Origin of the sequence: Actinomadura oligospora ATCC 43269 (genome assembly GCF_000518265.1) — a bacterium.
Lineage (GTDB): Bacteria > Actinomycetota > Actinomycetes > Streptosporangiales > Streptosporangiaceae > Spirillospora > Spirillospora oligospora.
This window is the reverse complement of sequence record NZ_JADG01000008.1, coordinates 372904-398653: the sequence shown is the minus strand read 5'-3', so window position 1 is coordinate 398653 and position 25750 is coordinate 372904. Positions and strand designations below refer to the sequence as shown.

Genomic DNA, 25750 nt, shown 5'->3' with positions numbered 1-25750 from the left:
CCGCGGGCCGGTGTCCCTGTTCACTCTGCGACCAAGGCCGTGAGCCATTTGGTCTGGAGAACGCCGGGACGGTCCGGGGCGATCAGGCGGCACGGGAAACCGTGGTCCAGGGCAAGGGGCTCGCCGTTCAGGGACAGGGCCAGAAGCGTGTCGGGATCGTGCCAGTGCCTGGGGTCCACCTCGGAGGTTCGGTACGCGCCGCCACTCTGCAGGGACACGGCTCGAACCCGCGCGTCAGCCGGGGCTCCGGCCCTGGCCAGGACATCCCGCATGCGGACGCCCGTCCAGTCTCCGGACGAGGACCAGCCTTCGACGCACGTGATCGGCAGGCGGACGGTGTGCTGTGGCATCGCGCGCAGCTGAGCGAGTGAGAGCGAGAGCTCCCGCCGGACTCGTCCGGTCACCCGGAGGCTCCAGCCCGGGTCGCGAGCGGTCTGCGTGACGCCGGCCGCGAGCGCGGTGCGGTTCACCGGGAGTCGCTGCGGGCCGACGCCCGGACGTCGCGGAGCGAGCAAGGCCAGGCGCGCCAAGGGCGAGACCGCCTCACCGACGGTGAACAGGGCCACCGCACCCGATGCGGCGAAGACCGAGAGGAGGAAGGAGCGGCGGTCGAGGCCGTCGTCGGGTTTGCGCATCACGGTTCGGCGCGCTTTGGTCCACTCGTTCACGATGTGGATGATCAGCGCGCCGATGACGACGTAGGCCGTCCAGTAGTGGGCGACCGTGAAGAAGAACGGGAAGGGGTACCAGTAGGCGATGTCCAGGACACCCGTGACCAGCTGGAACAGGGCTCCGCCGACCAGGAGGAGCACCAGGGCGCGTTCGAGCGCGTGGGCGGCCGACCGGAACGGCGGCCATTGGAGAAGCCTCGGGTAGACCGTCCAGAGCTTGGCCAGCAGAAGCGGCACCGTCGCCAGTCCGCCGATGACGTGGACGCCCTGGGTGACGCGGTACAGGTTGATCGGCCGGGGCGGCCAGTGCAGCCAGACCGGCGGATGCTGCATGAAGTGGCTGATCAGGCCGGTGATGAACGTCGTCCCGAACGAGACGCCGAGTGCCATGCCCAGCCACGCCGCGATCCGCTCGTCGTGGAACCGGCTGGTGAAGCGCGAACCGACCGCCGTGGCGAGATGGCCGACCTGTTCGTTCACCTGCCGGATCGAACCGACACGTGGTCGGTGGCCCCTTGCCCGGGCCGCGGACGACACGACCGCGGAGGACACGGCGGCGGACGACACGGCAGCCGACGACACGGCGGCCGAGGGCACGGCGGCGGAGGTGTGGCTCTCCGGTGCGCCGCCGGGCTTCCAGACGAAGCGCAGGCGCCCGGTCCGTGGTCCCGGGCCGTTGGGACCCGGGCGGGACGGACTCATGGAGTCAGGGCGACGAAACATCGGGTTGCCTCTTCCCAGTGTTCGGACACGACCAGGCCGCTTGGGGGGAGGTCGTCGGCGGCCACCTGGGCCCAGGGGAACCAGGGGCCGACGGTCGGGCCGCTGCGCAGGCGGACGCGTTCGCGCCGGGAGACGGATCCCGGGGCGTTCACTTCGGCGAGGATCCGGCCGCCGGGGGCGAGGAGCAGGACCAGGCGGCGGAGCAGTGTGGACGGATCGCCGCCGATGCCGATGTTGCCGTCCGCGAGCAGGATCGTCCGCCAGAGTCCCGCGCCGGGGATCTGCTCGAACACGTCCCCGACCAACGCGGGGCCTCCGGCGGCCACGGTCATCGCGACCGCGGTCGGCGCGTTGTCGATGCCGACGGCGAGCACGCCGCGTTCGGTGAGCGCGACGGTCAGCCTGCCCGGCCCTGAACCGACGTCCAGGACGGGCCCCTCGGAACGCGACAACAGGCCCTCGTCGCCCGGACGCAGCCGCAGCCAGTCGGTCACCGGCAGCGGACGCCGCGCGCCGGTCATGTCCTCGATGTGGACGGACGCGGCTCCCCGTTCGCCGAGCGCCTGCTCGTCCAGCGCCCTCTCGTACAACTCACCGATCACCGACGGCCACCGCCCCCGGCTCGCTCTGTTGAGGACGGGCGTTGGCTGCGGGGTTCGTGGCGGGCGCTTCGGAGTTCCCGGCGGGGGCTTCGGACGTGGGTTCGCTGGTCCGGCGGAGGGTGGTGAGGGTCCGGTAGGCGGTGGCGAAATGTGTTGCGGGAGCTCGCGCGGCCACCTGGGCGGCGTCGTCGTGGGTGTCCACGTCGGTGAGCTCGGGGAGGTGGGCGACGGTCAGGGCGGCCTCGGCCAGGCGGCACAGCTGGAAGTGGCCGGTGTCCGGACGGGACATGGGGACGCCTCGCAGGAGGGACGCGTTCGGGGTGCGGAGGCCGAGGAGCCAGAAGCCGCCGTCGGACGCCCGTCCGAAGACGGCGTCGTGCGTCGTCAGCGCGGCGGCGGCGCTGACCAGGAGGGACGGCGTCAGCTGGGGGGTGTCCATGCCGACCAGGAACGACGGGCGGCCTTGGTGGGCGTCGTCGAAGGCGTTGGCGAGGCGTTCGTCCAGGCCGTCGCCGCGTTGCGGGATGACGTCGAAGCCGTCCGGGAGCCATGGGCCGGGCGTTCCGGCGAGGGCCAGGACGCGGCGGACGACCGGGGTCGCGGCCACGGCTTCGAGGGTGTCCTTCAGGGCGGCCTCGGCCAGGGCGGCGGCCTGGTGCGGTGTGAACGGCGGGGTCAGGCGCGTCTTGACGCGGCCCGGCACCGGCTCCTTCGCGATGACGATCAGATCGGCGGCGAACGGGGTGGGGGTGGTCGTCATACGGCACCGACCGTGGTCAGGACGTCGCGCATGTCGTGGACGGCCCGGATCGTCCCGCGGAGGGTGCCGGTGACCTTGGAGCGGCCGGTCCTCGGCCGGTAGGGGACGTCCAGTTCGGTGATGTGCCAGTTCGCGCGGGCGGCCTTGAGGACCATCTCCAGGGGGTAGCCGAAGCGGCGGTCGGTCAGGGCGAGGTCGAGCAGGTCGGCTCGGCGGGCGGCGCGCATCGGGCCCAGGTCGTGGAGGGACGTGCGGGCGCGGCGGTTCAGCTCGCGGGCCAGGACCCGGTTGGCGACGCGGGCGTGCGGCGGCCAGGAGCGCCATCCGGTCGGGCGTCGCCGTCCCAGGACGAGTGCCGGCCGATCCGGGAAGTCGCCATGAAGCGGACCGGCCGGAGGAGCATCGGCAGTCGAAGGTGAGGGCTCGGGAGGGGCGAGGGCGGCGACCAGGAGGGGGAGGTCCTGGGGGTCCAGGGAGGCATCGGCGTCCATGAGGCAGACGGTGTCGGCCGTGGCGGCGAGGAGGCCGACGTGGCAGGCCTCGCCGAAGCCTCGGCGAGGGGCGTGCACGACCCGGGCGCCGTGGCGGGCGGCGACTTCCGCGGACGCGTCGGTGGAGGCGTTGTCCACCACGATCGGGACGTAGCCGGACGGCATGCGGTCCAGCACCCAGGGCAGGGCTTCGGCCTCGTTCAGGCACGGCAGGATCACGTCGACGGTCGTCATGCGGTCACCGCCGCGAACTCGGCCATGCCGTCCTCGAAGGCGACCTCGGCGGTGAAGCCGAGGTCGGCGGCGGCGCGGTGGGGGCTGGCGACGATGTGGCGGACGTCGCCCAGCCGGTACGCCCCGGTGACCACGGGCCGCGGGCCGCCGCACGCGGCCGACAGGGCCTGGGCCAGGTCGCCGATGCTGCGGGGTCGGCCGCTCGCGATGTTGTAGGCGGCGAAGGGCGCGTAGGACGGATGCTCCAGTGCCAGGACGTTCGCGCGGGCCACATCCCGGACGTGGACGAAGTCGCGCCGCTGGAGGCCGTCCTCGAAGACCTTGGGTGCCTCTCCGCGTAGCAGGGCCGAACGGAAGAGCGCCGCGACGCCCGCATAGGGAGTGTCGCGGGGCATCCGCGGGCCGTAGACGTTGTGGTAGCGGAGGGCGACGACCGAGCCGCCCGTCATGCGCGCCCACGAGGCGGCCAGGTGCTCCTGGGCGAGTTTGGTGTCGGCGTATACGTTGCGCGGATCGGCGGGCGCGCTTTCGTCGATCGTCCCGGGAGTCAACGGCTGGGCGCAGCGGGGGCAGGCCGGTTCGAAGGCTCCCGACGCCAAGGCCGATTCGGCTCGCGGGCGTGGCCGCACCGGGCCGTGCACCGCGCACGCGTACGAGCCCTCCCCATAGACGACCATGGACGACGCCAAAACCAGCTTCCGCACGCCCGCGCGAGCCATCTCCGCCAGCAGGACGGATGTCCCCAGAACGTTGACGGACGCGTAGTCGGGAAGGTCGTACACGTCCACGCCCAGTCCGACCATCGCGGCCTGGTGGCACACGGCGTCCACGCCCTGGAGCGCGCGGGCGACCGTCGCCGCGTCCCGCACATCGCCGGACGCGCCCCCGCCGCCGTCCGCCAACGTGGCCGTGTCCAAGGGCAGGACTTCGTGGCCGGACACTTCCAGCGCGTCGGCGATGTGCGAACCGATGAAGCCCGCCGAACCTGTGAGCAGCACTCGCATGACCCGAACGTAGATCGCGGCCGCAGCCGGCAGCTCGAATGCGCGCCGGACGTATGAACCTCGTAAGAACTTCTGAACCTCTGATAGAACTTCGCCCGGACGGGGGAAGCGTCTCGCTCGGGCGGGGGATCCTCCCAGCTCGCGGCATCAATACGTTTTCGGTCATGGCGTTCTGGATCGGACTCGTCGCAGGGTCCACGCTGATCATCGGGTTCCTGGCCTTCGGGGCCAGACGGTTGCTGAACACGCGGTTCTCGCTGGTCAGGACGGTGCTGGCCGCGATCGTCGGCGAGACCGTGGCGAGTCCCATCCTCAAGGCGCTGATGCGCGGGCTGGATCCGGACCGTCCGAACGTCGCGTCGGCGGCCTGGTTCGTCGTGCTCGGCTGGGCGTGCGCGCTGCTCATCGCGATGATCGTGCTGGTGGTGTGGGAGGCGTTCGTCCCGACCGGGACGATCCCGTCCCCGTTTCTGTGGGTGCGGTCCCTACGCGCACGAGCCGCACGCACGCGCCGCTACTGGCAGATCACCTGGATCTTCATCCGGGCAGGGCTCGGGCCGTATCTGCGTGGACGGACACGTCCGGAGGGTGAGTCCCGGTCGCGGCTGGCGCATTCGCTCGCCGCCGCGCTCGACCGTGGCGGGGTCACGTTCGTGAAGCTCGGGCAGGTGTTGTCGACACGCCGGGACGTCCTGCCGGAGGAGTTCGTCGCCGAGCTGGGACGCCTACGCGACCGGGCCGCGCCGGTCCCGTGGGAGCGCATCGAGCGGGTGCTGCGGGACGAACTGGGCGCGCCGGTCGAGGAGGTGTTCGCGGAGTTCGAGCGCGAGCCACTGGCCGCCGCGTCGGTCGCGCAGGTCCACACGGCCCGGTTGCGGACGGGTGAGGAGGTCGTGGTCAAGGTGCAGCGCCCAGGCGTCCGGACGGTCGTGGAGCGTGACCTCGACATCGTTAGGCGACTGGCCCGGACGCTCGACGCACGCGCCGGATGGGGACGCGCCCTCGGCATCGTCGAGCTGGCAGAAGGATTCGCGACCGCACTGCGCGAAGAACTCGATTTCCGCATCGAGACACGGAACATGGCCGCCGTCGCGTCCGCCCACCGAAACACCTCCGGCCAAGCCCATAACCCGCACACGAACAACGGCCGGGTGCGCATCCCGCGCCCGCACGAGGACCTGTGCAGTGCGCGCGTCCTCGTCATGGAACGCCTCCACGGCGTTCCCCTGAGCCAGGCGGGCCCGGCCCTCGCGGATCGCGGCCTCGACCAGGCGGAACTCGCCCGCGACCTGCTGGACGAGATGCTCCGCCAGATCATGCTCGACGGGGTGTTCCACGCCGATCCGCATCCCGGGAACCTCCTCCTGCTCGACGACGGCCGCCTCGGGATGATCGACTTCGGCTCGGTCGGACGGCTCGACTCCGGCCTGCGCGCCTCGCTCGGCCGGATCCTCCTCGCCGTGAACCGGGCGGACCCGATCGCGCTGACCGACGCGCTGCTGGAGGTGACGGCCCGTCCGGACGAGCTGGACGAGCAGGCCCTCGAGCGGGCCCTCGGCGCGTTCATGGCGCGGCACCTCGCCGCCGGGCAGACCCCGGACGCGGCGATGTTCACCGAGCTGTTCCGGGTGATGACGCGGTTCGCGCTGGCCGTCCCGGCGGAGTTCGCGGCGGTGTTCCGGGCGCTCGGCACGCTGGAGGGCGGGCTGACCGAGCTCGCGCCCGGCTTCGACATGGTCGGCGAGGCGCGCGCGTTCGGCGCCTCCCACCTGGGCGAACGGCTGCGCCCCGAGTCCCTGCGCGACGCCGCGGCGGGCGAGCTGGCGGCGATGCTGCCGACGCTGCGCCGCATCCCCCGCCGCCTCGACCGGATCACCTCGGCGATCGAGGGCGGACGGCTCACGGTGAACGTCCGGCTCTTCGCGGACGAGCGGGACCGCGCCACCGTCACCGGTCTCCTGCACCAGTTCCTGCTGACGTTGCTGGCGTCCACGGCCGGGGTCATGGCCGTCCTGCTGCTCGGCCTCAAGCACGGGCCGACCATGACCGATTCGGTCGGCCTGTACCAGTTCCTCGGCTACGGGATGCTCGTGGTCTGCTCAGTGCTCGCCCTGCGCGTCCTCGTCGGCGTCTTCCGTCCCGGAACACGCCACCGGTGAACCGGGCACCTCAGAGCGCGTCGATGCGGCGAAGGCGTCGCGCGGCGAAGAACCCGAACGGCACCGGCGCCCAGAACGTGACGGCCCGGAACAGCAGGACGCCCTGCACGGCGGCGGCCCCGGCGACTCCGGTGGCCACCAGCGCGCCGATCAGGGCGGCCTCGTTCGCGCCCGTCCCGGCGGGCAGCGGCACCGCGGTTCCCGCGGCCGAGCCGACGAGGTAGACGAGCAGCAGCGTCCCGGCGTGCCGGAACCCGGGACCGCCCGGCGACGCGATCACGCTGACCGTGAAGGCAGTCCCGAGCGCGAGCGGGGTGCCGAGCGTCGCGAGGAGCAGCGCCGCGCAGGCCCTTGGCCGGTGGCGGAGCTCGGTGGCCTGGTGGACGGCGTCCGCGACGGCCCGCCGGGCACGTCGCCGCAGGCGCGCGAGGCGTCCGTCCGGGGCGGAGCGGCGGCGCACGTAGAACGTCGCGGTCGTCGCGCCGAGCACCGCGACGGCGAGGCCCGTGGGCGCGCCGTCCGGCATCCGGACGTGCCGCAGCTGCGAGCCGAGCGCGGACGGGTTCGGCAGGTGGCCCGCGCCGAGCGCGAAGAACAGGCCGAGGCTGGAGATCCCGCCCGCGAGCCGGGTGAGGCCGACGACCGCGACCGCCTCCGCGCCGGAATGGCCGCGCCGCGTGAGGTAGCGGCTGAGGACGGCGAGGCTGCCGAGCCCGGCCGGGACGAGCCGGCTCGCCGCCGCCGCAGCGATCTGCACGGCGAACGTCTCGCCCTTGGCCAGCGGACGCCCGGACGCGGACCGCAGCGCCTTCGCCGTGCACGCGTAGTGCGTGACGGTGAGGAACACCAGCAGCGGGACGACGGCCCACGGCACTCCGTCCAGGCCGCCGAGCGCGTCGCGCCCCCAGCCTCCGAGGAGGTCGAGGGCGTCGTCGTCGGCGTAGGGCGCGTCGGCGGAGACCGCGGCGACCGCGCACGCGGCGGCCGTCGCGAGCAGCAGGCACCAGGGCCACATCCAGAGCGCGGCCGTCCGGACGCCCGAACGCCGCCACTCGTCGATGTCGATGTCGATCTCCGCACCGGCGGCCAGGCCGACGCCGGCGGGAACCTCGGCTCTCGTCATGAGGCCGATGGTAAGCACACGACGGTTATGGGTGCGTTATGCGCGAGTCACTCCTGAGCGTCCTGTTTTGTTCGCCTTGAGGTCAGCGCCCCGAACAGACACCCCGCCGCGGCCACGAGAAGCCACCCGCCCAGCACGTCCGTGGGCCAGTGAACGCCCAGGTAGATCCGGGTGAGTCCCACCAGAACGGCCCACACGGCGGCGACCGTCACGACCACGGCGCGCGCCGTCCCGCGCATCACCGACAGCGCCGCGCCCACGAGCAGCAACGCCGCCGCCGCCGAAGTCGTCGTATGCCCGGACGGAAACGACATCCCGGTCGGATGCCCGACCCAGTCCCCCATCGGCGGCCGGGGTCGTCCGACCCAGTTCATCACTCCCGCCCGGACGAGCTGCAACGCCACGAGCAGCAGCAATGCCGCCAGAGCCCCCCAGATCCGCCGCACCACCTCCACCGCCCCCGACGCGATCCCGGGAAACGCCCGCGCGCCCACCAGCGCCCCCGCCACCAACGCCACCAGATACGGAACGGTTCCGGACCCGGTGTCGGTGATCGCCACCGCGATCGTCCGCGCGACGTCCGGCCGATGCCCCACCGACCAGTCATGCAACCCGAGGTCACCGGGCAGCGGGCGTCCGTCGCGCATCGCGACCAGCATCGCGAGCACGGCGAACAGGACCGCCGCCACGCCCCCCGCCACCGCCCACCGCATCCACCCCGAAGTCGAGCGTCCGCGAACATCGTGCGCATCTGCCATGACTCCGGAGTAGCCGACGAAAGCGCCGTCCCGCACCTCCAACACGCGGGGACGGCGCAGGGCGTCGCGGAGATCAGTAGCTCTTCAGGACCAGAGAGTTGACGATCTCGCCGAAGTCCTGGAAGTCGATGACCTCGTCGGCGTCGCCGGAGTCGGCGGCCTGCTGGGCCTCGACGCGGGCCTTGTTGGTGAGGGCGAGCTCCTGGTTGGCCGTGACGTAGCCGCGGAGCTCCCGCTCGTACGCCGTGAAGGCCGCCTCGTGGTCGCCGCGGGCCTCCTTCAGCTCACCGGCCAGGACGTACGCGCCGACCATCGCCATGGACGTGCCCTGCCCCGACAGCGGCGAGCCGCAGTACCCCGCGTCCCCGAGCAGGACGACCCGCCCGGACGACCACGAGTCCATGTGGACCTGCGCCATCGCGTCGAAGTGGAAGTCCGGGGCGTCCCTCATCGTCTCCAGCAGGCGCGGCAGCTCCCAGCCGCCGCCCTCGAGCCGCTCGGCGAGCAGCCGCTGCTGCGCGGCGGTGTCGCGGTAGTCGTAGGCGATCGGCTCGGCCGCCTCGAAGCCCAGGTAGACGCGGACCTCCCGGTTGTCGCGGACGCTCATCACGCCGCCGCCCCACGAGCTGCCCGGGACCTGGTGGAAGACCTGCCACTCGTCCAGCCCGAGGAGGTTCGGCGCCGTCCAGACGCCGAGGTAGGTGCCGAGGTGGGTGATGAACCGGTCCTCCGGCCCGAAGACCAGCCGCCGGGTGTTGGAGTGCAGGCCGTCCGCGCCGACGACCAGGTCGAAGTCGCGCTGGACGCCGGACGCGAAGTACACGCGCACCCCGTCCGCGCCCTGCTCCAGGCCCGCGATCGAGTCGCCGTACAGGTACTCGACCGAGTCCCCGGCGGCCCCGCTCAGGATCTGGGACAGGTCGTCACGCAGGATCTCGACGTCCGGACTGTCCAGGTCGCCGCCGGTGATGGTGCGCTCCTCGCTGCGGAACAGCTCCTTGCCGTCGGCGTCCACCATCGACATCCCGCGCATCGCCACCCGCGCCGCGCGGATCTCGTCCAGCACGCCCATCCGGTTCGCGACCTCCAGCGCGGGGCCGCGCACGTCGATCGCCTGCCCGCCCGGACGCGGACCGTCCGAGATCTCCACGACGGTGACGTCGAAGCCGTGCCGGGTCAGCCAGTAGGCCAGGGCCGGGCCGCCGACGCTCGCACCCGAGATCAGTACGGTGGTGTTCTCCATGGTCCCGCTCCATCCGCTCGTTTCGCTTGCGTGACCACACGGTCGCCGGGCGCGCTGACCGGACGCTGACCGATCGCGCACCGTCCGGCCACAACGCCCCATCGGCGGCGGGACCGGCCGGGCGGCGGACGTGACACGCCCGGACCTCCGACGAATCGTCGGTGCGGACGGAGTTTTTTCGCGTTCTTCAGCACCCCGCGATGACCCACCGAACGCGGTGTTCACGCACGTCACAGGCGTCGACGCGGATCCCCGGCGGGGAGGTTCCGGGGCGTTGTGCTGCGCGGCGTTCCGAATCCGGCCTATCGTGGATCGGTCTCCGCCGGTGCCTCGCACCGAGGGTCCGGCACCGGCCCGGCGCGCTTACCCAGCGCCCGTGGCCGCCTCCGGAGACAGGCGGGACCACGCTCTCAACAGGTCAGGACGAAGGTCTCGCGGCGCGTTGCCCGGTCACGCACCGGAGGTGAACGATCGCGATGCGTCTCCGCTCTCACAGTGTGGTGATCCAGTGACACTCGGCACAACGGCATCCGCTCCCCGCCCATCCGGCGCTCGCCCAACGACTCCGCGTCCAATGAGTTTCCGCCGACCGGTTCCTCGTCCACCGGTTCCTCGTCCATCGGCTGTGCGCCGATTCGCCCGCGTCCGTCCCGGCTGCGGGTCGTGACCGGCGTGATGCAGCTCCTCGGCGACGAGCTCGTCCTCACCGGCGGACGGCCCGAGGGGCAGGCCGTGCGGCGCACGGTCCGCGAGCGCGCGGCGAAGCTGATCGACGACGAGACGCTGCTCGACGACGTCGAGCTGATGGGCGCCGAGGCCATCGCGAACGCCGTGCTGCACGGCACCGGGCCGATCCGGGTCCGGATCACGTCCGACGGGCGGCGGCTGCGGGTCGCGGTCCGCGACGGCGGCCCCGCGCGGCAGGACGACCCGCACGGCACCGACCGCATCGACCACGGCCGCGGCCTCACGGTCATCGACGTGCTCGCCTCCGAATGGGGCCTGGAGCAGTCGTCCACGGGCACGCATCTATGGTTCGACGTCGACCTCCCCGGCCCGCGCTGACCCCACTTTCGGCCTGCGTGCCGCGGACCGGCTGACGCCCGTCCGTCCCGGGTGGCCGAGGCTCAGGGGCGGGGGATGTTGCGGAGGTTGCTGCGCGCGAGGTCGAGCATCTTGCCGACGCCGCCGTTGAGGACGGTCCGTCCCGCGGCGAGCGCGAAGCCCTTGACCTGGGCGCCGGTGATCCGGGGCGGGATGGACAGCGCGTTCGGGTCGGTGAGCAGATGCACCAGGAACGGCCCGTCGGTGGCGAACGCGTCCGTCAGGGCCGCCCGGACGCGTCCAGGGTCCTCGACGCGTTCCGCCTCGATGCCTACCGCGCGCGCGATACCCGCGTAGTCGACCTCGCCGTTGTCGGTGCCGTGCGCGGGCAGGCCGTCCACGAGCATCTCAAGCTCGACCATGCTGAGCGACCCGTTGTCGAACAGGACGATCTTCACCGGCAGCCGGTGCTGCCGGATCGTGATCAGGTCGCCGAGCAGCATGCTCAGCCCGCCGTCCCCGGACACCGAGATCACCTGCCGGCCCGGGTAGGCGAACTGCGCGCCGATCGCGTGCGGCATCGCGTTCGCCATCGAACCGTGCAGGAACGACCCGATGATGCGGCGGCGCCCGTTCGGGGTGAGGTAGCGCGCGGCCCACACGTTGCACATGCCGGTGTCCACGGTGAAGACCGCGTCCTCGGCGGCGACGTCGTCCAGCACGGACGCGGCGTACTCGGGATGGATCGGGGTGTGGTGCTCGATGTCGCGGGTGTAGGCGTCGACGACCTTCTCCAGCGAACGGGTGTGTTTGCGCAGCATCCCGTCCAGGTACGACACATCGGTCTTCTGCCTGACCTTGCCGCTGAGCTGCCGCAACGTCTCCCCGACGTCCCCGTGGACGGCCAGCTCCAGCGGTGTCCGGCGGCCGAGCCGCGACGCGTCGACGTCGATCTGGACGGTCCGCTTCCCCGGCAGGAACTGGTCGTACGGGAAGTCCGTGCCGAGCAGCAGGACCAGGTCGGCCTCGCGCATCGCGTCGTAGCAGGCGCCGTAGCCGAGCAGCCCGCTCATCCCCACGTCGAACGGGTTGTCGTACTGGATCCACTCCTTGCCGCGCAGCGAGTGCCCGATCGGCGACAGCACCTTCCGGGCCAGGCCCATCACCTCGTCGTGCGCGCCCCGCACGCCGTCCCCGCAGAACAGCATCACCCTCTCCGCGCGGTTCAGCAGGCTCGCGAGCTGGTCGACCTGGTCGGCGGGCGGATGCAGGACGCCCTGCTGGACGAGCAGGTCCGATTGCCCGACCGGGGCCGCGACGACCCGGTCGGCGACGTCGCCGGGCAGCGCGAGCACGGAGACGCCGCCGAGCCCGACCGCGTGCTGGACCGCCGTCCGGACGATCCGGGGCATCTGCTCGGGACCGCTCACCAGCTCCCGGTAGACGCTGCACTCGGCGAACACGCGCTCCGGATGGGTCTCCTGGAAGAACCCCATCCCGATCTGCGCGCTCGGGATCTGGGAGGCGATCGCGAGCACGGGCGCTCCCGTGCGCTGCGCGTCGTACAGGCCGTTGATCAGGTGCGTGTTGCCCGGTCCGCAGCTGCCCGCGCAGACCGCGAGACGCCCGGTGAGCTGCGCCTCGGCGGCTGCCGCGAACGCCCCGGCCTCCTCGTTGCGGACGTGCGCCCACTCGATCCCGTCCGCCCGCCGGACGGCGTCCACGACCGGGTTCAGGCTGTCCCCGACCACTCCGTAGACGCGCCGGACGCCCACCTGCCGCAGGATCTCGATGAGCTGCTCGGCGACCGTCGCCATGTCCGCGCCTCCCCCGAAACGAAACGATCATCTTTGGCCAGGATCCCCGGACACCGGCAGAGCCAACCCTCACAACCTCCCCGAACGCGAACGGGCCGGCCCTCGCATCGCGGGTAGGAGGGTCTCCATGGGGGAATTCCGGATGCGGCGCGCGTACGACGCGCCCGAGGCGGCGGACGGCGCGCGCGTGCTGGTGGACCGGCTGTGGCCGCGTGGCCTGTCCAAGGAGCACGCCGAGCTGACCGAGTGGGACAAGCAGGTCGCCCCGTCGGACGAACTGCGCAAGTGGTACGGCCACGACCCGGCGAAGAAGGCCGAGTTCGCCGACCGCTACCGCGCCGAACTGGACGACCCGGAACGCGTCGAGATCGTCCACCACCTGCGCGAACTCGCCGAGAGCGGGCCGGTCACGCTGCTCACCGCGACGAAGGAGATCGAGGAGAGCCACCTCCCCGTCCTCCGCCGCCGCCTCCTCGGCTGAGGCCGCGCCCCCACTCCTTGTCGGCCTCCGCCTCGTGTCGTGCCGATCAACTGGCACAGCATGGGCGGTTCAGGGCGAGAGGTGGTTCAAAACCTAGGAGTACGGTTTTGAACCACCTCTCGCCCTGAACCGTCATAGTCGTGACTTCGGGGCTGAGCACGACATGGGAGACACCTTGACCAGGCCGAACGACTCTTCCGCGCCCGGCTGCCTTCTCTGGCCCGCCGTGGTCATCGCGCTGCCGTTCCGGCTTGCCTGGGAGCTGCTCAACCTGCTCGGGCGCGGGATCGGATGGGTGCTGGTCCAGTTCGGCCGGTATGTCCTGCGCCCGATCGGCATCGCGCTCCACTTCCTGCTGGTCAAGCCCCTGATCTGGCTGTGGAAGACGCTGCTGCTCCCCCCGCTGCGGCTACTCGGCGCGTTCCTCGCCTGGATCGGACGCGGCCTCTGGGCGGGTCTGGCCTGGTTCGGCCGGTACGTACTGCTCCCGATCGCGACCGCGATCGCGTGGGTGCTGAACATCCTGATCGTCGTGCCGCTGACGTTCCTGTGGCGCCACGTGCTCGCCCCGATCGGACGCGGCCTGGCCTGGATCTGGGAGAACGCCCTGTTCCCGGTGCTGAGCCGGGCCTGGTGGATCGCCGGACGGGTGCTGTACTACACGCTGGTCGTCCCGCTGAAGTACCTCGTCGCGCTGCCCGTCCGGTGGGTCTGGGTGAACGTGGCGCGCCCGGTCGGACGCGGGATCCGCGCGGTCTGGGACGCGACGCTCGGCCCGGTCTTCCGCTGGCTGAACCAGATCTTCTCCACCCCGGGACGCTGACCACCCAGCCGGATCTGAGTAGGAGAGCGGATACGCGGCCCCCGGACGACCCGCGAGGATCGATCACGGCGCGGAAACCACGGGGGCATCCGCGCCACACTTCTGTCACCGGCTCAACAGGCGTTTGGTGACCTCGCGTGCGGCGGTCTCCTCATCCCCGTCCCTGACCGGAACCCACAGCCGCCGGACGGTCCCGTCGGCCAGTTCGCCCCGCCACCACCCCTCCTTCTCGGCCCAGAACTCCGCGAGCAGCCGCATCTGGTCGTCCCTGACCGCATAGGTGCCGTCACGAGTGCGCCACAGAGTGACCACCCTCATGCGCCCTCCTGTCAGCACCCGGAGCCGGACTCCCCAAGCATGCGCCGCGACACCCTCCGTGCGGGCGGGAATTCAGTGACCTCCCGTTCCCACCGCCTGACCACCCCGCCATTCCCCGCCGCCCGGCCGCCCCGGCCGGGTCGGGATCATCGGACCATCATCGTTCACCGACCGGGGCAAGGCCGGTCAAAATGGCGGTGAGGGCTCGCTCGAATCGGGCCTCGTGATCGGACGGGGTGCCGAGGCCGTCCGCCACCGCCTGCGCGACGCGCGGGTGTTTCCCCAGGTCAGGAAGCTCGGGCTCGTCGCCGGTGGGCACCTCGGCGAGGACGTGGCCGACCGTGAACGTGGCGACCGTGTTGAGCAGCCCGAGGGATTCGAGGGGCGTCAGGCCGATATCGGCCAGCGCCGCGAGCGCCTCCTCGAGGAGGTCGAGACCACCCGGCGTGCTCATCGGCCGTGACGCCAGCAGCGGGACGACGCGCGGGTGCGCGAGCAGCTCGCGACGCAACGAGCGGGCGAAGTCGACGATCCAGTCGAGGCTGCCGGGCACGGGGCGTGGACGCGCCCCGGCGATCACGCGTTCGACGAGCCCATCCAGCAGAGCGTCCTTGTTCGGGACGTAGTGGTACAGCGTCATCGCCTCGACGCCCAGCTCGGCGCCCAGGCGGCGCATGGACAGCTTGGCCGGGCCATCGCGGTCGACCAGGGCCAGCGCGGCGTCCAGGACCCGGTCCCGGGTGAGGCCGACGGGTTTACCCACAGAGTCTCCTTCCGACTTGACTCTCTTACGGCGTAAGACGCATCATAGACGCGTCCGAACGTCTTACACCGTAAGAGAGAGGGTGGACATGTCCGCCACCGATGTCGTCACCGGGTTCTTCGCCGCCGTCAACGAGCGCCGCCTCGCCGACCTGTGCCACCACATGGCCGCCGACGTGGTCGACCACAACAAGATCATCCACGGCGAGCCGGACGAGCCCGGCGCCGCGTTCGACGCGATCGCCATGCAGCTGCAGGCGTTCGGCGACTACCACTGCCGGGTCCAGCAGCTCGTCGTCTCCGGCGACACCGTCGTCGCCCGCTGCACGCACACCGGCACCCACACGGGCACGCACCCGCGCATGCCCGTCCCCACCGGCCGCTCGTTCGAGACCGAGATGATCCTCATCTTCACGCTGCGGGAGGGCCTGATCAGTGAGATCCGCGCCGTCTCCGACCGCCTCGGCCTCTTCGCCCAGCTCGGCTGGGACTGGCCCACCGTCGCATGACCTCCGCCCACACCCGCCGACCGCCGCCTCCGGGCCGCCCCGCCTCCTCGGGCACTGCGCCCCCGCTCATGGGCGGAGGGCTCCGGCTCCGCAGGTCAGCCGCGGCGGACGCGATAGCGAAGGTGCGTGACGTCCTTGCCCTGGACGGTCCTGATCGGGCCCTCCAGGTCGAGCGGGCCGTTCTCGAGCGGGCCGAAGTAGGGCACGCCGCCGCCCAGCATCACCGGGACGAGCGCCATGCCCACCTCGTCCAGCAGCCCCGCGTCGAGGCACTGCGTGGCGATCGTCCCGCCGTTCACCCCGACGTTCCCGCCGTTCGCGACCTCCTTCGCCGTCGCGACCGCCGCCTCCACGCCGCCCTCGGTGACGAACGTGAACGGCGCGGTGTCGAGGTGCGGCCAGTCCTTGGGCACCTCGTGGGTCAGCACCACCACCGGGATGTCGAACGGATGCCGCCCCTCCCACCCGTTGGTGAGGTCGAACAGCCTGCGTCCGACGACGAACGCGCCCGTCTTGGCGATCTCCTCCCGAACCACGCGCGTGCTCTCCTCGGTCATCCGGAAGGTGAGGCCCGGCAGCGCCGTCTCCCAGACGATGTCGCCGTTCTCGTACCAGCGGAACAACCGGTCGAAGCCCGTCTCGCCGGGTCCCGCGATGTATCCGTCCAGCGAGACCGACATTTCGGTGTAGACGATGCCCATCACTCGCTCCTTTCGTCGCTCGACAGGTGGACCGCCAGACCACGCCGAAGTCGTCGCCGTCCACCACGCGACACGCCCCCGATCACGTGCGGCACGTCCCCCTCAGCGCTGCCCGCCTCCGGCCCCATCCGAAACATCGAGCCCACCGGTCCGCGCAGACGGCGACGCCGTCCCGGTCACTCCGGAGATCGCCGCGGGCAGGTCCCGGACCACCGCGGGCACGTCCTGAAGAGCCTTGGGCACGTCCCGCACCACATGCGGGACGTCCTGAACCACATGAGGGACGTCCTGAAGTGTCTTCGGAACGTCCTCCACCACCTTCGAGACGTCCCGAAGCGTCCCGGGAACGTCCGCGATCGTCCGCGGAACGTCCCGCACGATCTCCGGAACGTCCTGGACCACACGCGGCAGGGTCTGCACCACCTGCGGCAGGGCCTGCACGACGTCGCGCACGACCTGCGGCACGGCGGGAGAGAGATCCGGCGGCGCGAACGGCACGGGAAGCGGCTCGGATCCTGGCGGCGTCGAAGGCCGGTCGGGCAGCACGATCCCGCTCGGCACACCCCCGGAGATCGCCGGGGCGTCCGGATACTTCGGCGTCCCACTGATCACCGCGGTGCTGTCCCCCTCCGGGGAGGACAGCGGCACGGCAGGCAACCCGTCCGTCGGGAACGGAACGTCGACACCCGAGTCGTGCGCCGGCCTGTCCGGGAGCGGCTCGGGGAGGTCGCCGTTCAGCGGGCTCGCAATGCTGTGCCCGCCGTGCCCACCCGGCGCGAGCCCGAGCCCGGTGGTCGGCGTGGACGCGGGCACCAGGAACAGCGGAACGAGCGCGGTCCCGACGGTCGCGGTGGCCGCGGCGGACGTACGCACCCCGGTGACGGCCGCCGCTCCGGTCAGCGTCGTGCGCAGGCTGGCGCGACGAGTCCGACGGGCGACCGGCGACGTCGCGTCCGGCTGCCGGGGCAGCCCCTCCGGAGTGAGCCGTCCACCGCGCGCGCGGATCTCCGCCCGGTAGGGCGCGAGCTCGGGGTCGGCGAGCGTGTGCAACACCCGCATCCGCATCCGCAACCGCTGCGGCGGAGGCGGCACGACAGGCGCCACCAGCAACGCCTCCACCCGCAACACCGGCCCACCGACGCCACCGCCCGCCACGCCCCCCGGCAACCCCCTCTCCCCCTCACCACGCCACCCACCCGCCCGCTGCCCCGAACCGAAGCCCCGCTCACGGGCGCCCTCCGCCCGGGGCCGACTGCGCCCCGCATCCGCCCACGACTCCGGCTGGTCATCCCCACCACGCTGCGGGTCCGACCACGCCCCCGACCTGACGGCCTCGTTCTGCCGCTCACCCGGCCACGGCCCACCAGAACCATCGCGTCGCGCGTCCAACCGCGACGTCAGATCCGCGGCGACGTCCTGCTTCGCACGCCGCCACACCACCGAATCGGCGGGCCCGCCCTGCTGTCCTCCTGCCCGCTGCGCCGGGTCGGCGATGCCGTCCTGCTCTTCGCCCCGCCACGCAGGGGCGACAGGGCCACCGCTCTGCGCCTCGTACTCGAGCCCCAGACCAGGCGGCGTCTCATACAGTCCGGCCGGGAATCCTCCGGTCGGAAGCGGCACGAACAGCACCCCGTCCAACTCCTGCGAAGAGTGGCGAGACGGCCCAGGCGACACGAAGGGCCGCTCATCCGCTGGCGTCCCGTAAGCCGGATAGATGGCCTGACGCACTGGATCAGCCGCCGTGTACGGAAGGCCGTTCGGCGGTGTAGCGCCGCTCACCTTGAATGGGGACGGCGGCGAAGACGGGCTCAGACCGGCGTCCAGTCCGGCCGAAGCGGCGGTATGGGCGGCGACGATCTCGGCGGCGTGACGCCAGGCGAGCGCGCAGCGGCGACGGAGCCCACGGGCCGGACGGCCGAGAACACCCTCCAGGTCGTCCGTGGTGAGGCCGTGCCGTCCGGTGAGCAGGAGCAGTTCCCGCTCGGTCGGGCCCGTGACCGCCATCAGATGGTCGAGGGCGTCGCGCACCTGCACGGGGACGGCCGGGCGCGTCCCACCGGGTGCGGCCGACCAGTCCCAGCGCGGGCGCGGGAAGGTGCGGCGACGGATCCGGGCACGGGTCGCGGCGTACAACCACGCGCCGAGCCGCTCCCGGTCACGAACGCGCGCGGCCCGCCGCGCCGCGTCCACCAGCACGTCGTGGACGATGTCGGCGGCAGGCCCTTCGCGCAGCACGGACGCGGCATAGTCGTGAAGGCGGGCGGCGTACGCGTCGTAGAGCCTGGCCTCCGCCCCTGCCCGGCGGGACGCCAGGTCGAGCAGGATCTCGCGGTCACGAACCGGGTCGGGCGCGGGCCAGAGCGGCTCGGCGGGCCACGGTTCGGCGCGCCCCCGCCGCCGGACCCGGGCGTGCCGGCCCGCCGCGTCGTCGGTTCCGCCGCCGCTGGAAAAGGTCAACTTCACAACGCCCCCCAGTGGTTGTCAGATCCACCAACGACTCCACCGTGACGTATTCCCCTTACTGATCGTGATGGTTTTCTTGTAACAGGTGGCGAATAAACCCGAAATCTGACCCAACGTATCGGCTCGACTACATAACGAAACCGGCGTCCGCGCCCCGCAGGGCACGAACGCCGGTCCAGTTCACACTCCGACCAGCCGCCAGAACGCGCAAAAGGTGCCTACGAAGCCGATGCCGCGAACTTCCGCCGCCGATCTGGCCCAGCATCCGATGCCCTGGCTCGCGCCTGGGCACCGCCCCGAAACACTCCGGAACGCCGCCCTCGACAACCTCTCGAACCCATCGGCATCATCCGGACGAGGCCACCACCGGCAACCACCCAGTTCCATCAACGGCCACTCGGCAACGCCGCCATCGGCGACCGCCCGGATCCGTCAGCGGCCACCCGGCAGGCTGCCACCGGCAGGCCCGCAAACCGTCGACCGTCGCTCGGCGATGCGGCCCCAGGTGGCCCGGGCCGAGGGACCGTGGCCCCGGGCGGCCCCGGGCCGAGGGACCGTCGGGACGGTCCCTCGGCGGGATCAACCATCGGCAGCGTCCAGATCCGTCAACGCTTATCCGGCGAGACCGCTACCGGCAGGCTTCGCAGAACCTCCGAGGTCATCCGGCGGTGCCGCCCAACGGTGACTGCCTAGACCGGTCAACCGTCATTGGGCGAGGCCGTCGTCGGCGGTCCCACCAGGGGCGTTGACGTCACTCGGCGTTGGGCGACGCGGGCGACCTCTCGGGTCCGTCGATGGTCACTCGGCGGTGTTGTTCTCGCTGGTGTCGTCCTCGCTGGTCTCCTGCTCGGCGGTACGACGCTGGGCGTCGAGGCGCTCGCGCATCGACTCGGCCAGCGTGCGCTTGGCGTCCGCGCCGTCGTTGGCCGGGCCGCGTCCGCCGCCCGGCCCTCCGCGCAGGCCTGCGCGTGAGACCTTGCGCCGCTGTCCGCCGACGCCGAGCATGTTGTTCCTGTTCTTGGCCATGGTGAGCCGCTCCCGTGATGGCAGGCGATGACTGTCCGGTCGTCGTCCGGCCCGGGCGGGAGTTCCGCAGGGGGCCGTCCGTCAGACGGCGACGCGGTGGCGGATGATCCGCTGCGGCACGGCCACGCACACGGTGGCCAGCAGGTTCTCGATCATGTCCACCAGGGTAGGCGGCGCCCTCGGACGCCCTCAAACCGTTTTCGCTCGGGCCGCCTGGGATACTCGTGGTGATGCTGTACTCACTGCTGTTCCGCCACGTCATCGCCCGGTTCATGGACGCCGAGGACATCCACCATCTGACGATGCGCGCGCTGCGGACCATCCAGGCGACGCCCGGCGTCGCGCCGCTGCTGCGCCGCACGCTCGCGCCGCGCGACCCGGCGCTGCGCGTCGCGGCGCTCGGCCTGGAGTTCCCCGGCCCGCTCGGCCTCGCCGCGGGCTTCGACAAGGACGCGGTCGCCTACGAGGCGCTCGGCGCGTTCGGCTTCGGGCATGTGGAGATCGGCACGCTGACCGGGCACGCGCAGCCGGGCAACCCGCGCCCCCGCCTGTTCCGGCTGCTCCCGGACCGGGCGGTCGTCAACCGCATGGGCTTCAACAACCTGGGCTCCGCGGACGCCGCGCGTCGCCTGCGCAGCCGCCGCAGGACGCCGGACAGCACGATCGTCGGCGTCAACATCGGCAAGACCAAGGTGGTGCCGGAGGCCGAGGCCGCCGCCGACTACGTCGTGAGCGCCGAGCGGCTCGCCCCGCTCGCCGACTACCTCGTGGTCAACGTCAGCTCGCCGAACACCCCCGGCCTGCGGAACCTCCAGGCCGTCGAGGTGCTGCGTCCGCTGCTGACCGCCGTCCGCGAGGCCGCCGACCGCGCCGCCCCGGACCGCCACGTCCCGCTCCTGGTCAAGATCGCCCCCGACCTCGCCGACGAGGACGTGGACGCCGTCGCCGACCTCGCGCTCGACCTCGGCCTGGACGGCATCATCGCCACCAACACCACGATCTCCCGCGACGGCCTCGCCAGCCCGTCCTCGCTGACCAAGGAGACCGGCGGACTGTCCGGCGCGCCGCTCAAGGCCCGGTCGCTGGAGGTCCTGCGGCGGCTGCGCGCCCGCACCGGCGACCGCCTCGTCCTGATCTCCGTCGGCGGCATCGAGACCGCCGACGACGTGTGGGAACGCATCCGCGCCGGCGCCACCCTCGTCCAGGGCTTCACCGGAATGATCTACGGCGGCCCCCTGTGGGCCTGGCGCATCCACCGCGACCTCTCCCGCCGCCTCCGCGCCAGCACCTTCCGCACCCTCACCGAAGCCCGCACCCCCAAAACCACCTGACCCAGACACGAACACCCGGCCACGGGGCCCCCAGCCGCCCCTTGCCCGGACAAAAGGCGAGGATCTCGCCGCCGACGCAACAGGGCGCCGGTGCGGTCGCGGGCCCGACCCGGCGCATCGCCGAACTGGCCGAGACGCAAACACGAGCGCACCCCATCGCCCGACACCCACATCCCGGCTCCCGCCCGCCACCGGTGACCACCTCCGCCGCCGGACTGCGTCGTTGCTCAGCTGCGTGGCGGCGCGCGCCGGACGGTTCACGGTTCGCGATGCGGGGTGGCCTAGGCGGCCGCTTGGGGGCGAATCGGCTGGTGAGGTGGCGGTTCCGGGCGGAGTGTTCTTTGCCGGGGGGTGGACGTAGCTCGACCTGGACGGCGGGAGGGTTCGGGGTATGTCGGCTCTGACGCCGTTGTCGGACAGGACGATCGCGGCACGGATGGCGGGTGTCGTCGTGCTGGCGGCGCCGGCGGTCGTGCTGCGGCTGTCGGGAACGCATCCCTCGCCGGTGCCCAGCATGATCTTCTTCGGGGCCGGGGTGCTGGGCGCGGCCATCCTGCTGATGTGGGCGTCGGAGACGGCGCGCCGGGACATGTCCGGGGCGCTCGCGCTGGCGCTGCTCGCCCTGATCGCGGTGCTTCCCGAGTACGCCGTCGACCTCTACTACGCCTACGCCGCGGGCACGAAGCCGGAGTACACGGCGTACGCGGCGGCGAACATGACGGGCGCGAACCGGCTGCTCGTGGGCGTCGGCTGGGCCCTGGTCGTCCTCGCCTTCACGCTGGGCAGCCGCCGCCTCGTCCGGAAGCGCGGCGGCTCGGCTCGGGAGGAGATCCGGCCCGTCCGGCTGCGCGGGCATCACCGGATCGAGCTCGGGTTCCTGGCGATCGCCGCGGTGGTCGCGTTCGTGCCCGCGCTGGCCGGGGAGATCGGGTGGTACGTCGCGATCGTCCTTATATACCTCTACGTCCTGTATGTCGTCCGGATCGCGCGGATCGGCACCGAGGACGAGGAGGAGCCCGTCGGCGTCCCGGCCGTCCTCGCCGCGCTGCCCACCGAGGCCCGTCGCGTGACGACCGCGGTGTTGTTCCTGCTCGGCGCGGTGGTGATCTTCGCGTGCGCGGAGCCGTTCGCCGAGTCGCTGGTGAACGCCGGGTCGACGCTCGGGATCGACCGGTTCCTGCTGGTGCAGTGGCTCGCCCCGCTGGCGTCGGAGGCGCCGGAGCTCATCGTCGCGGTGGTGTTCGCGTGGCGGCTGCGGGACTCCGACGCGATCGGGACGCTGCTGTCCAGCAAGGTCAACCAGTGGACGCTGCTGATCGGGACGCTCCCGATCGCGTTCCGGCTGGGCGGCGGCGACTGGTCGCTCCCGCTGGACGCGCGGCAGACCGAGGAGGTGCTGCTGACCGCCGCGCAGACCGTCCTCGGCCTCGCGCTACTGGTGGACCTGGAGTTCCGGCGCCGCGAGGCCGCCCTGCTGTTCGCCCTGTTCGCGGCCCAGTTCGTCCTGCCGTGGCACGGCGTGCGCCTGTTCCTGTCCGGCGTCTACCTGGCGGCCGGCTTCACCATCCTGACCCTGAAGAAGGACGACATGGTCGCGGCGCTGCGCGCGGTCGCCCGGCCGGCGGACGAGGGCCGCGGGTCAGCCGAGTGAGGCGACCTCGAAGAACCCGTCCGCGATCAACTCGGGCAGGACGGCCGCCGCGTGCGCCCGGATCTGGTCGCCGTCCATGTCCATGAGCTGCGCGATCGCGTCGAGCAGCGGGGCCAGCGGCAGCGACCCGTCGCAAACGCCGGCGAGGCCCGCCTCGGCCGTGCCGACCCCGGCGGCACGCCGCAGCCCGCCCGTCTGCCGGAGCAGGATCCGCTCGGGATGCTCGTCGCCGGGCGGCCCGATCTGCTCCTGGACTAGACCGGCCGCGGACCGCAACCGGATCTGCTCCAGGCCGTCTACTCGTCCACAGGCTGTGGAAAACTCCCGGGCGGCGACGAGGCCGTCCAGGACGGCGTTCGCGTACGCCCCGACGGGCTGGTCGACGGTGTGCCGCAGTTCCTCGATCCGGACGGCGGGACGGTTACTTCCGGCCATCCGCAACGTGATCCAGCCGAAGCCGACCGCCTCGACCTTCCGGGCGTCGAAGTAGTCCAGCCACTCCTTGTAGCGGCGGCCGTGCTCGGGCGTTCCCGCCTCCGCCGAGTCGCGCAGCCACAGTTCGGCGTACTCGGCCGGATCCTGGACGTCCCGCTGCACGACCCAGGCGTCGCAACCGGCCGCCCCGACCCACGCGCCGACCCGCTCCTGCCACGGTTCGCCCTGGATATGCAGCCAGTTCGCGAGCAGCTGGACCGTCCCGCCCTCGGTCAGCAGCGCGGGCGCCTCGGCGACCAGGCGGCTGCAGAACTCGTCGCCGTGCATGCCCGACTCGCGGTAGGTGAAGCCACTTTCGGGCGGTCCGACCACGAACGGCGGGTTGGACACGATGAGGTCGAAACGGCGGTCGCGGACGGGCTCCAGCAGCGACCCCTCGAGCAGTTCGACGCCGTCCAGCCGGGACAGCGCGAAGCTCTTCTCGGCCAGTTTCAGGGCCCGCGGATTGATGTCGGTGGCCGTGATCCGGCCGGGTTTCGGACGGACCGCGGGGTCGGCGAGATGCAAGACCTGCACCCCGCATCCGGTCCCCAGATCAAGGACGTTATCCACAGGCTTGTGGATAACGAGCCGGGCCAGACTGGTCGCCGCGCCGCCCGTGCCGACGACGTGGTCCGGCCGCGGCAGCCGCCCCTCACCGGGACGCACCTTCAGATCGGAGACCACGTACCCGAGATGCCCCGACCCCAGAACCGACTCGACCGGCTCGACGTGGAACACGGGAAACAGCTCGTCCGCCGACTCCCCGTCCAGCGTGGCGAGCCCCGCCTCCACCAGATCCCCGGCGAGGCCGGGCAGCCTGGACGCGGCGACCGGCACCTGCAGCCAGAACAGCCGGATCAGCTCGGCGAGCGTCGACCCGTCGGTGGTCGCCCGCAGCGCCGGGACGATCTCGTCCCGCGCCAGCGCCCCGCCCGCGACCGGGCCGAGCGTCTCCCGGACGCCCTCGACGGTGTATCCGGCCTCTTCGAAACGGGCTCCGAGACGCCCGAGCAGTTCACGCACCCGTCCATCCTGCCGCCCGCGCCCCCGGCGCGCCGGACCGCCCCGCCGATCATGACGGCGAGCGGCGGCGAGGACGGGTCAGCGGCCGCTGAGGAAGGCGGTGATCCCCTGGTCCAGCGCCACCGCGGCGCGCTGCCGGAAGGACGCGTCGGACAACTTGGCCGCGTCGCCCGGGTTCTGCATGTTGCCGCACTCGATGAAGATCTTCGGGACCGTGGACAGGTTGAGTCCGCCCAGGTCGTCCCGCTTGTCGATCGCCTTCTTGCCGAGGTAGGTGGAGTAGGGGATGCCCGTCCCGGAGTGGTAGGCGTCACGGACCGCCTCGCCCAGCCGCGCCGACGGCTCGACGATCTTGGTGTTGCCGCCCGCCGGGACCGGCAGCGGCTCGATGATGTGGAAGCCGTGCCCGGACCTGGCCGCGCCGTCCCCGTGGATCGAGATCGCCGCGTCCGCGTGCGCCTTGTTCCCAGTCGCCGCGCGCTCGGTCACGCACGGCCCGACGCCCGTGTCGTTCTTCCTGGTCATCACGACCTTGGCGCCCTGGGCCTGGAGCAGCTTGCGTAGCCGCTTCGACACGTCCCAGGTGAAGGCGTGCTCGGTGTACCCGGACGCGGTCTGCGTCCCGGTGGTGTCGCACTCCTTACGGCCGTTGCCGACGTCCACCTGCTTGTTGATCGCGGACGGCGCGTTGTCGTTCCCGCCGTTGTGCCCGGGGTCGATCGCGATGGTCTTGCCGCGCAGCGAACCCGTGGGAGCGGCGGGCTCCTTGCCCGGCGACGTCGCGCCCGGAGCGGCGGCCTCGCCGGACGCCTCCGGAGGCGCCGCCCGCTCCGCTCCGGCCGCCTGATCACCTGACGACCCGCTCCCGCAGGCGGTCAGCGCCCCGAGACACAGGGCCAGTCCGACCGCCACCGGGCCGCGCGCTGAATGAATGCGCACCGAGTCGTCCTCTCGTGATGCTTCCGTGACAAACGCCCCTGCCAGTTTGCACACCAGGAGGCGTTCGTCAAACGGACTCCACGAAATCGGTGTCCGTGCTCGGCCCTCCAGAACCGGCCCATGCCAAGCTGGGAAGGCATATCCGTCCACACGGACACAGAACCAAAACCTCGACGCCACGCGTCCCTTCCGGCACACGAATCACGCGCCGCCCAGGCCGCCCGAGGGCCGTCAGAAGCCGCGCGGGGTGCTCAGGAGCGCCGCGAGCGCCCGGGCCTCGTCGGCGTCCAGGCCGAGGACCACGCGCGGACGGCCCCACGGATGATCGATCGAGTGGGCCACGTAGCTGGCGACCGACTCCGACACCTGCTCGGCGAGCCCCCGCTGGTTGCGCCATTCCGACCAGGCGCGCTCGAGCTCGTTCGCCGCCCGCTGCGCACACGACACCAATTCCGGATCCCGCACGGAACTCGCCCCCCTGGGTGAACCCGATCTTTCCCGTGTCCGTTCCACGAGGCCCGCCCGGACCGTCCTCCCCTGGGGATTCGGCCCGCTTCGGCGAGGGCCCCGAATCCGCCGAACGGTCCACCCATTAACCACCGGACGGCTCGGTCCGG

The 25750-nt window shown here is 72.1% G+C and carries 24 protein-coding genes; 7 read left to right on the top strand and 17 right to left on the bottom strand.

The window, feature by feature from the left end; translation table 11 throughout:
* Positions 1-20: 20 nt before the first annotated feature.
* The 5 genes from P696_RS45230 to P696_RS0113665 form a co-directional block, all read right to left on the bottom strand.
* Positions 21-1151 (bottom strand): molybdopterin-dependent oxidoreductase, encoded by a 1131-nt coding sequence (locus P696_RS45230; RefSeq protein WP_245627648.1) that lies wholly within the window; start codon positions 1149-1151, stop codon positions 21-23.
* A gap of 218 nt (positions 1152-1369) precedes the next feature.
* Positions 1370-1996 carry a class I SAM-dependent methyltransferase gene (locus P696_RS0113680; protein ID WP_026412798.1) on the bottom strand — a complete coding sequence of 209 codons (627 nt, stop codon included), beginning with the start codon at positions 1994-1996 and terminating at the stop codon, positions 1370-1372.
* Positions 1986-2756: a TIGR04282 family arsenosugar biosynthesis glycosyltransferase gene (locus tag P696_RS45225; protein WP_064744011.1), complete on the bottom strand. Its 771-nt coding sequence runs from the start codon at positions 2754-2756 to the stop codon at positions 1986-1988. The genes P696_RS0113680 and P696_RS45225 overlap by 11 nt, the downstream gene beginning before the upstream one ends.
* Complete coding sequence (locus P696_RS0113670; RefSeq protein WP_026412797.1) at positions 2753-3481, bottom strand: glycosyltransferase family 2 protein; 729 nt, start codon at positions 3479-3481, stop codon at positions 2753-2755. Before P696_RS0113670 ends, P696_RS45225 begins: the two co-directional genes overlap by 4 nt.
* Positions 3478-4485 (bottom strand): NAD-dependent epimerase/dehydratase family protein, encoded by a 1008-nt coding sequence (locus P696_RS0113665; RefSeq protein ID WP_026412796.1) that lies wholly within the window; start codon positions 4483-4485, stop codon positions 3478-3480. The genes P696_RS0113670 and P696_RS0113665 overlap by 4 nt, the downstream gene beginning before the upstream one ends.
* A 164-nt stretch (positions 4486-4649) precedes the next feature.
* Between P696_RS0113665 and P696_RS0113660 the strand changes: the two genes are divergently transcribed.
* Entirely contained in the window at positions 4650-6644 is a 1995-nt protein-coding gene (locus P696_RS0113660; protein ID WP_026412795.1) for an ABC1 kinase family protein, read from the top strand.
* 10 nt (positions 6645-6654) lie between these two features.
* Here the strand turns inward: P696_RS0113660 and P696_RS45220 are convergent, their stop codons facing one another.
* The 3 genes from P696_RS45220 to P696_RS0113645 all read right to left on the bottom strand — a co-directional run bounded on the left by P696_RS45220 (position 6655) and on the right by P696_RS0113645 (position 9768).
* Positions 6655-7767 (bottom strand): lysylphosphatidylglycerol synthase transmembrane domain-containing protein, encoded by a 1113-nt coding sequence (locus P696_RS45220; protein ID WP_034484607.1) that lies wholly within the window; start codon positions 7765-7767, stop codon positions 6655-6657.
* A gap of 47 nt (positions 7768-7814) precedes the next feature.
* Positions 7815-8468, bottom strand: a complete 654-nt coding sequence (locus tag P696_RS45215) for a phosphatase PAP2 family protein (protein WP_157429679.1) — start codon at positions 8466-8468, stop codon at positions 7815-7817.
* A gap of 130 nt (positions 8469-8598) precedes the next feature.
* Positions 8599-9768, bottom strand: coding sequence for an FAD-dependent monooxygenase (locus P696_RS0113645; RefSeq protein WP_026412794.1), 1170 nt, complete (start codon positions 9766-9768; stop codon positions 8599-8601).
* Between the two features lie 663 nt (positions 9769-10431).
* Between P696_RS0113645 and P696_RS0113640 the strand changes: the two genes are divergently transcribed.
* The gene (locus tag P696_RS0113640) at positions 10432-10833 is read left to right on the top strand and encodes an ATP-binding protein (RefSeq protein ID WP_245627647.1); all 402 of its coding nucleotides are present in this window, start codon (positions 10432-10434) and stop codon (positions 10831-10833) included.
* Positions 10834-10895: 62 nt separating this feature from the next.
* On the opposite strand, the gene P696_RS0113635 is transcribed toward P696_RS0113640, so the two are convergent.
* Positions 10896-12629 carry a pyruvate dehydrogenase gene (locus P696_RS0113635; protein ID WP_026412792.1) on the bottom strand — a complete coding sequence of 578 codons (1734 nt, stop codon included), beginning with the start codon at positions 12627-12629 and terminating at the stop codon, positions 10896-10898.
* Between the two features lie 127 nt (positions 12630-12756).
* On the opposite strand from P696_RS0113635, the gene P696_RS0113630 reads away from it, so the two are divergent.
* The gene (locus P696_RS0113630; RefSeq protein WP_034484604.1) at positions 12757-13110 is read left to right on the top strand and encodes a DUF488 domain-containing protein; all 354 of its coding nucleotides are present in this window, start codon (positions 12757-12759) and stop codon (positions 13108-13110) included.
* A 175-nt stretch (positions 13111-13285) separates the two neighbouring features.
* Positions 13286-13933, top strand: coding sequence for a hypothetical protein (locus tag P696_RS0113625; RefSeq protein ID WP_157429678.1), 648 nt, complete (start codon positions 13286-13288; stop codon positions 13931-13933).
* Positions 13934-14038: 105 nt separating this feature from the next.
* Here P696_RS0113625 and P696_RS0113620 read toward each other — a convergent pair whose 3' ends face one another.
* Positions 14039-14251 carry a hypothetical protein gene (locus tag P696_RS0113620; RefSeq protein ID WP_026412789.1) on the bottom strand — a complete coding sequence of 71 codons (213 nt, stop codon included), beginning with the start codon at positions 14249-14251 and terminating at the stop codon, positions 14039-14041.
* A 157-nt stretch (positions 14252-14408) separates the two neighbouring features.
* A complete protein-coding gene (locus tag P696_RS45210) occupies positions 14409-15014 on the bottom strand; it encodes a TetR/AcrR family transcriptional regulator (protein WP_034484601.1) in 606 nt (201 codons plus the stop codon).
* Between the two features lie 88 nt (positions 15015-15102).
* Between P696_RS45210 and P696_RS0113610 the strand changes: the two genes are divergently transcribed.
* Positions 15103-15522, top strand: a complete 420-nt coding sequence (locus P696_RS0113610) for an ester cyclase (protein ID WP_034484828.1) — start codon at positions 15103-15105, stop codon at positions 15520-15522.
* 95 nt (positions 15523-15617) lie between these two features.
* Here the strand turns inward: P696_RS0113610 and P696_RS0113605 are convergent, their stop codons facing one another.
* The 3 genes from P696_RS0113605 to P696_RS0113595 form a co-directional block, all read right to left on the bottom strand.
* Complete coding sequence (locus P696_RS0113605; RefSeq protein WP_026412787.1) at positions 15618-16223, bottom strand: dihydrofolate reductase family protein; 606 nt, start codon at positions 16221-16223, stop codon at positions 15618-15620.
* 102 nt (positions 16224-16325) lie between these two features.
* Positions 16326-18686 carry an RNA polymerase sigma factor gene (locus tag P696_RS58740; protein ID WP_026412786.1) on the bottom strand — a complete coding sequence of 787 codons (2361 nt, stop codon included), beginning with the start codon at positions 18684-18686 and terminating at the stop codon, positions 16326-16328.
* A 798-nt stretch (positions 18687-19484) separates the two neighbouring features.
* Positions 19485-19712: a DUF6243 family protein gene (locus tag P696_RS0113595; RefSeq protein ID WP_026412785.1), complete on the bottom strand. Its 228-nt coding sequence runs from the start codon at positions 19710-19712 to the stop codon at positions 19485-19487.
* A gap of 230 nt (positions 19713-19942) precedes the next feature.
* Between P696_RS0113595 and P696_RS0113585 the strand changes: the two genes are divergently transcribed.
* Positions 19943-21043, top strand: coding sequence for a quinone-dependent dihydroorotate dehydrogenase (locus tag P696_RS0113585; RefSeq protein ID WP_211245729.1), 1101 nt, complete (start codon positions 19943-19945; stop codon positions 21041-21043).
* A 391-nt stretch (positions 21044-21434) separates the two neighbouring features.
* Positions 21435-22694, top strand: coding sequence for a sodium:proton exchanger (locus P696_RS45205; protein WP_051467479.1), 1260 nt, complete (start codon positions 21435-21437; stop codon positions 22692-22694).
* On the opposite strand, the gene P696_RS0113575 is transcribed toward P696_RS45205, so the two are convergent.
* From P696_RS0113575 to P696_RS0113565, 3 genes are all read right to left on the bottom strand, one after another.
* On the bottom strand, positions 22683-24194 hold the full coding sequence (locus P696_RS0113575) for a DUF7059 domain-containing protein (protein ID WP_051467477.1): 1512 nt from the start codon (positions 24192-24194) through the stop codon (positions 22683-22685). The two genes, P696_RS45205 and P696_RS0113575, sit on opposite strands and share 12 nt — an antisense overlap.
* Positions 24195-24272: 78 nt before the next feature.
* Entirely contained in the window at positions 24273-25133 is an 861-nt protein-coding gene (locus P696_RS0113570) for an N-acetylmuramoyl-L-alanine amidase (protein ID WP_342669013.1), read from the bottom strand.
* Positions 25134-25364: 231 nt separating this feature from the next.
* Positions 25365-25598: a hypothetical protein gene (locus P696_RS0113565; protein WP_026412781.1), complete on the bottom strand. Its 234-nt coding sequence runs from the start codon at positions 25596-25598 to the stop codon at positions 25365-25367.
* Positions 25599-25750 lie beyond the last annotated feature (152 nt).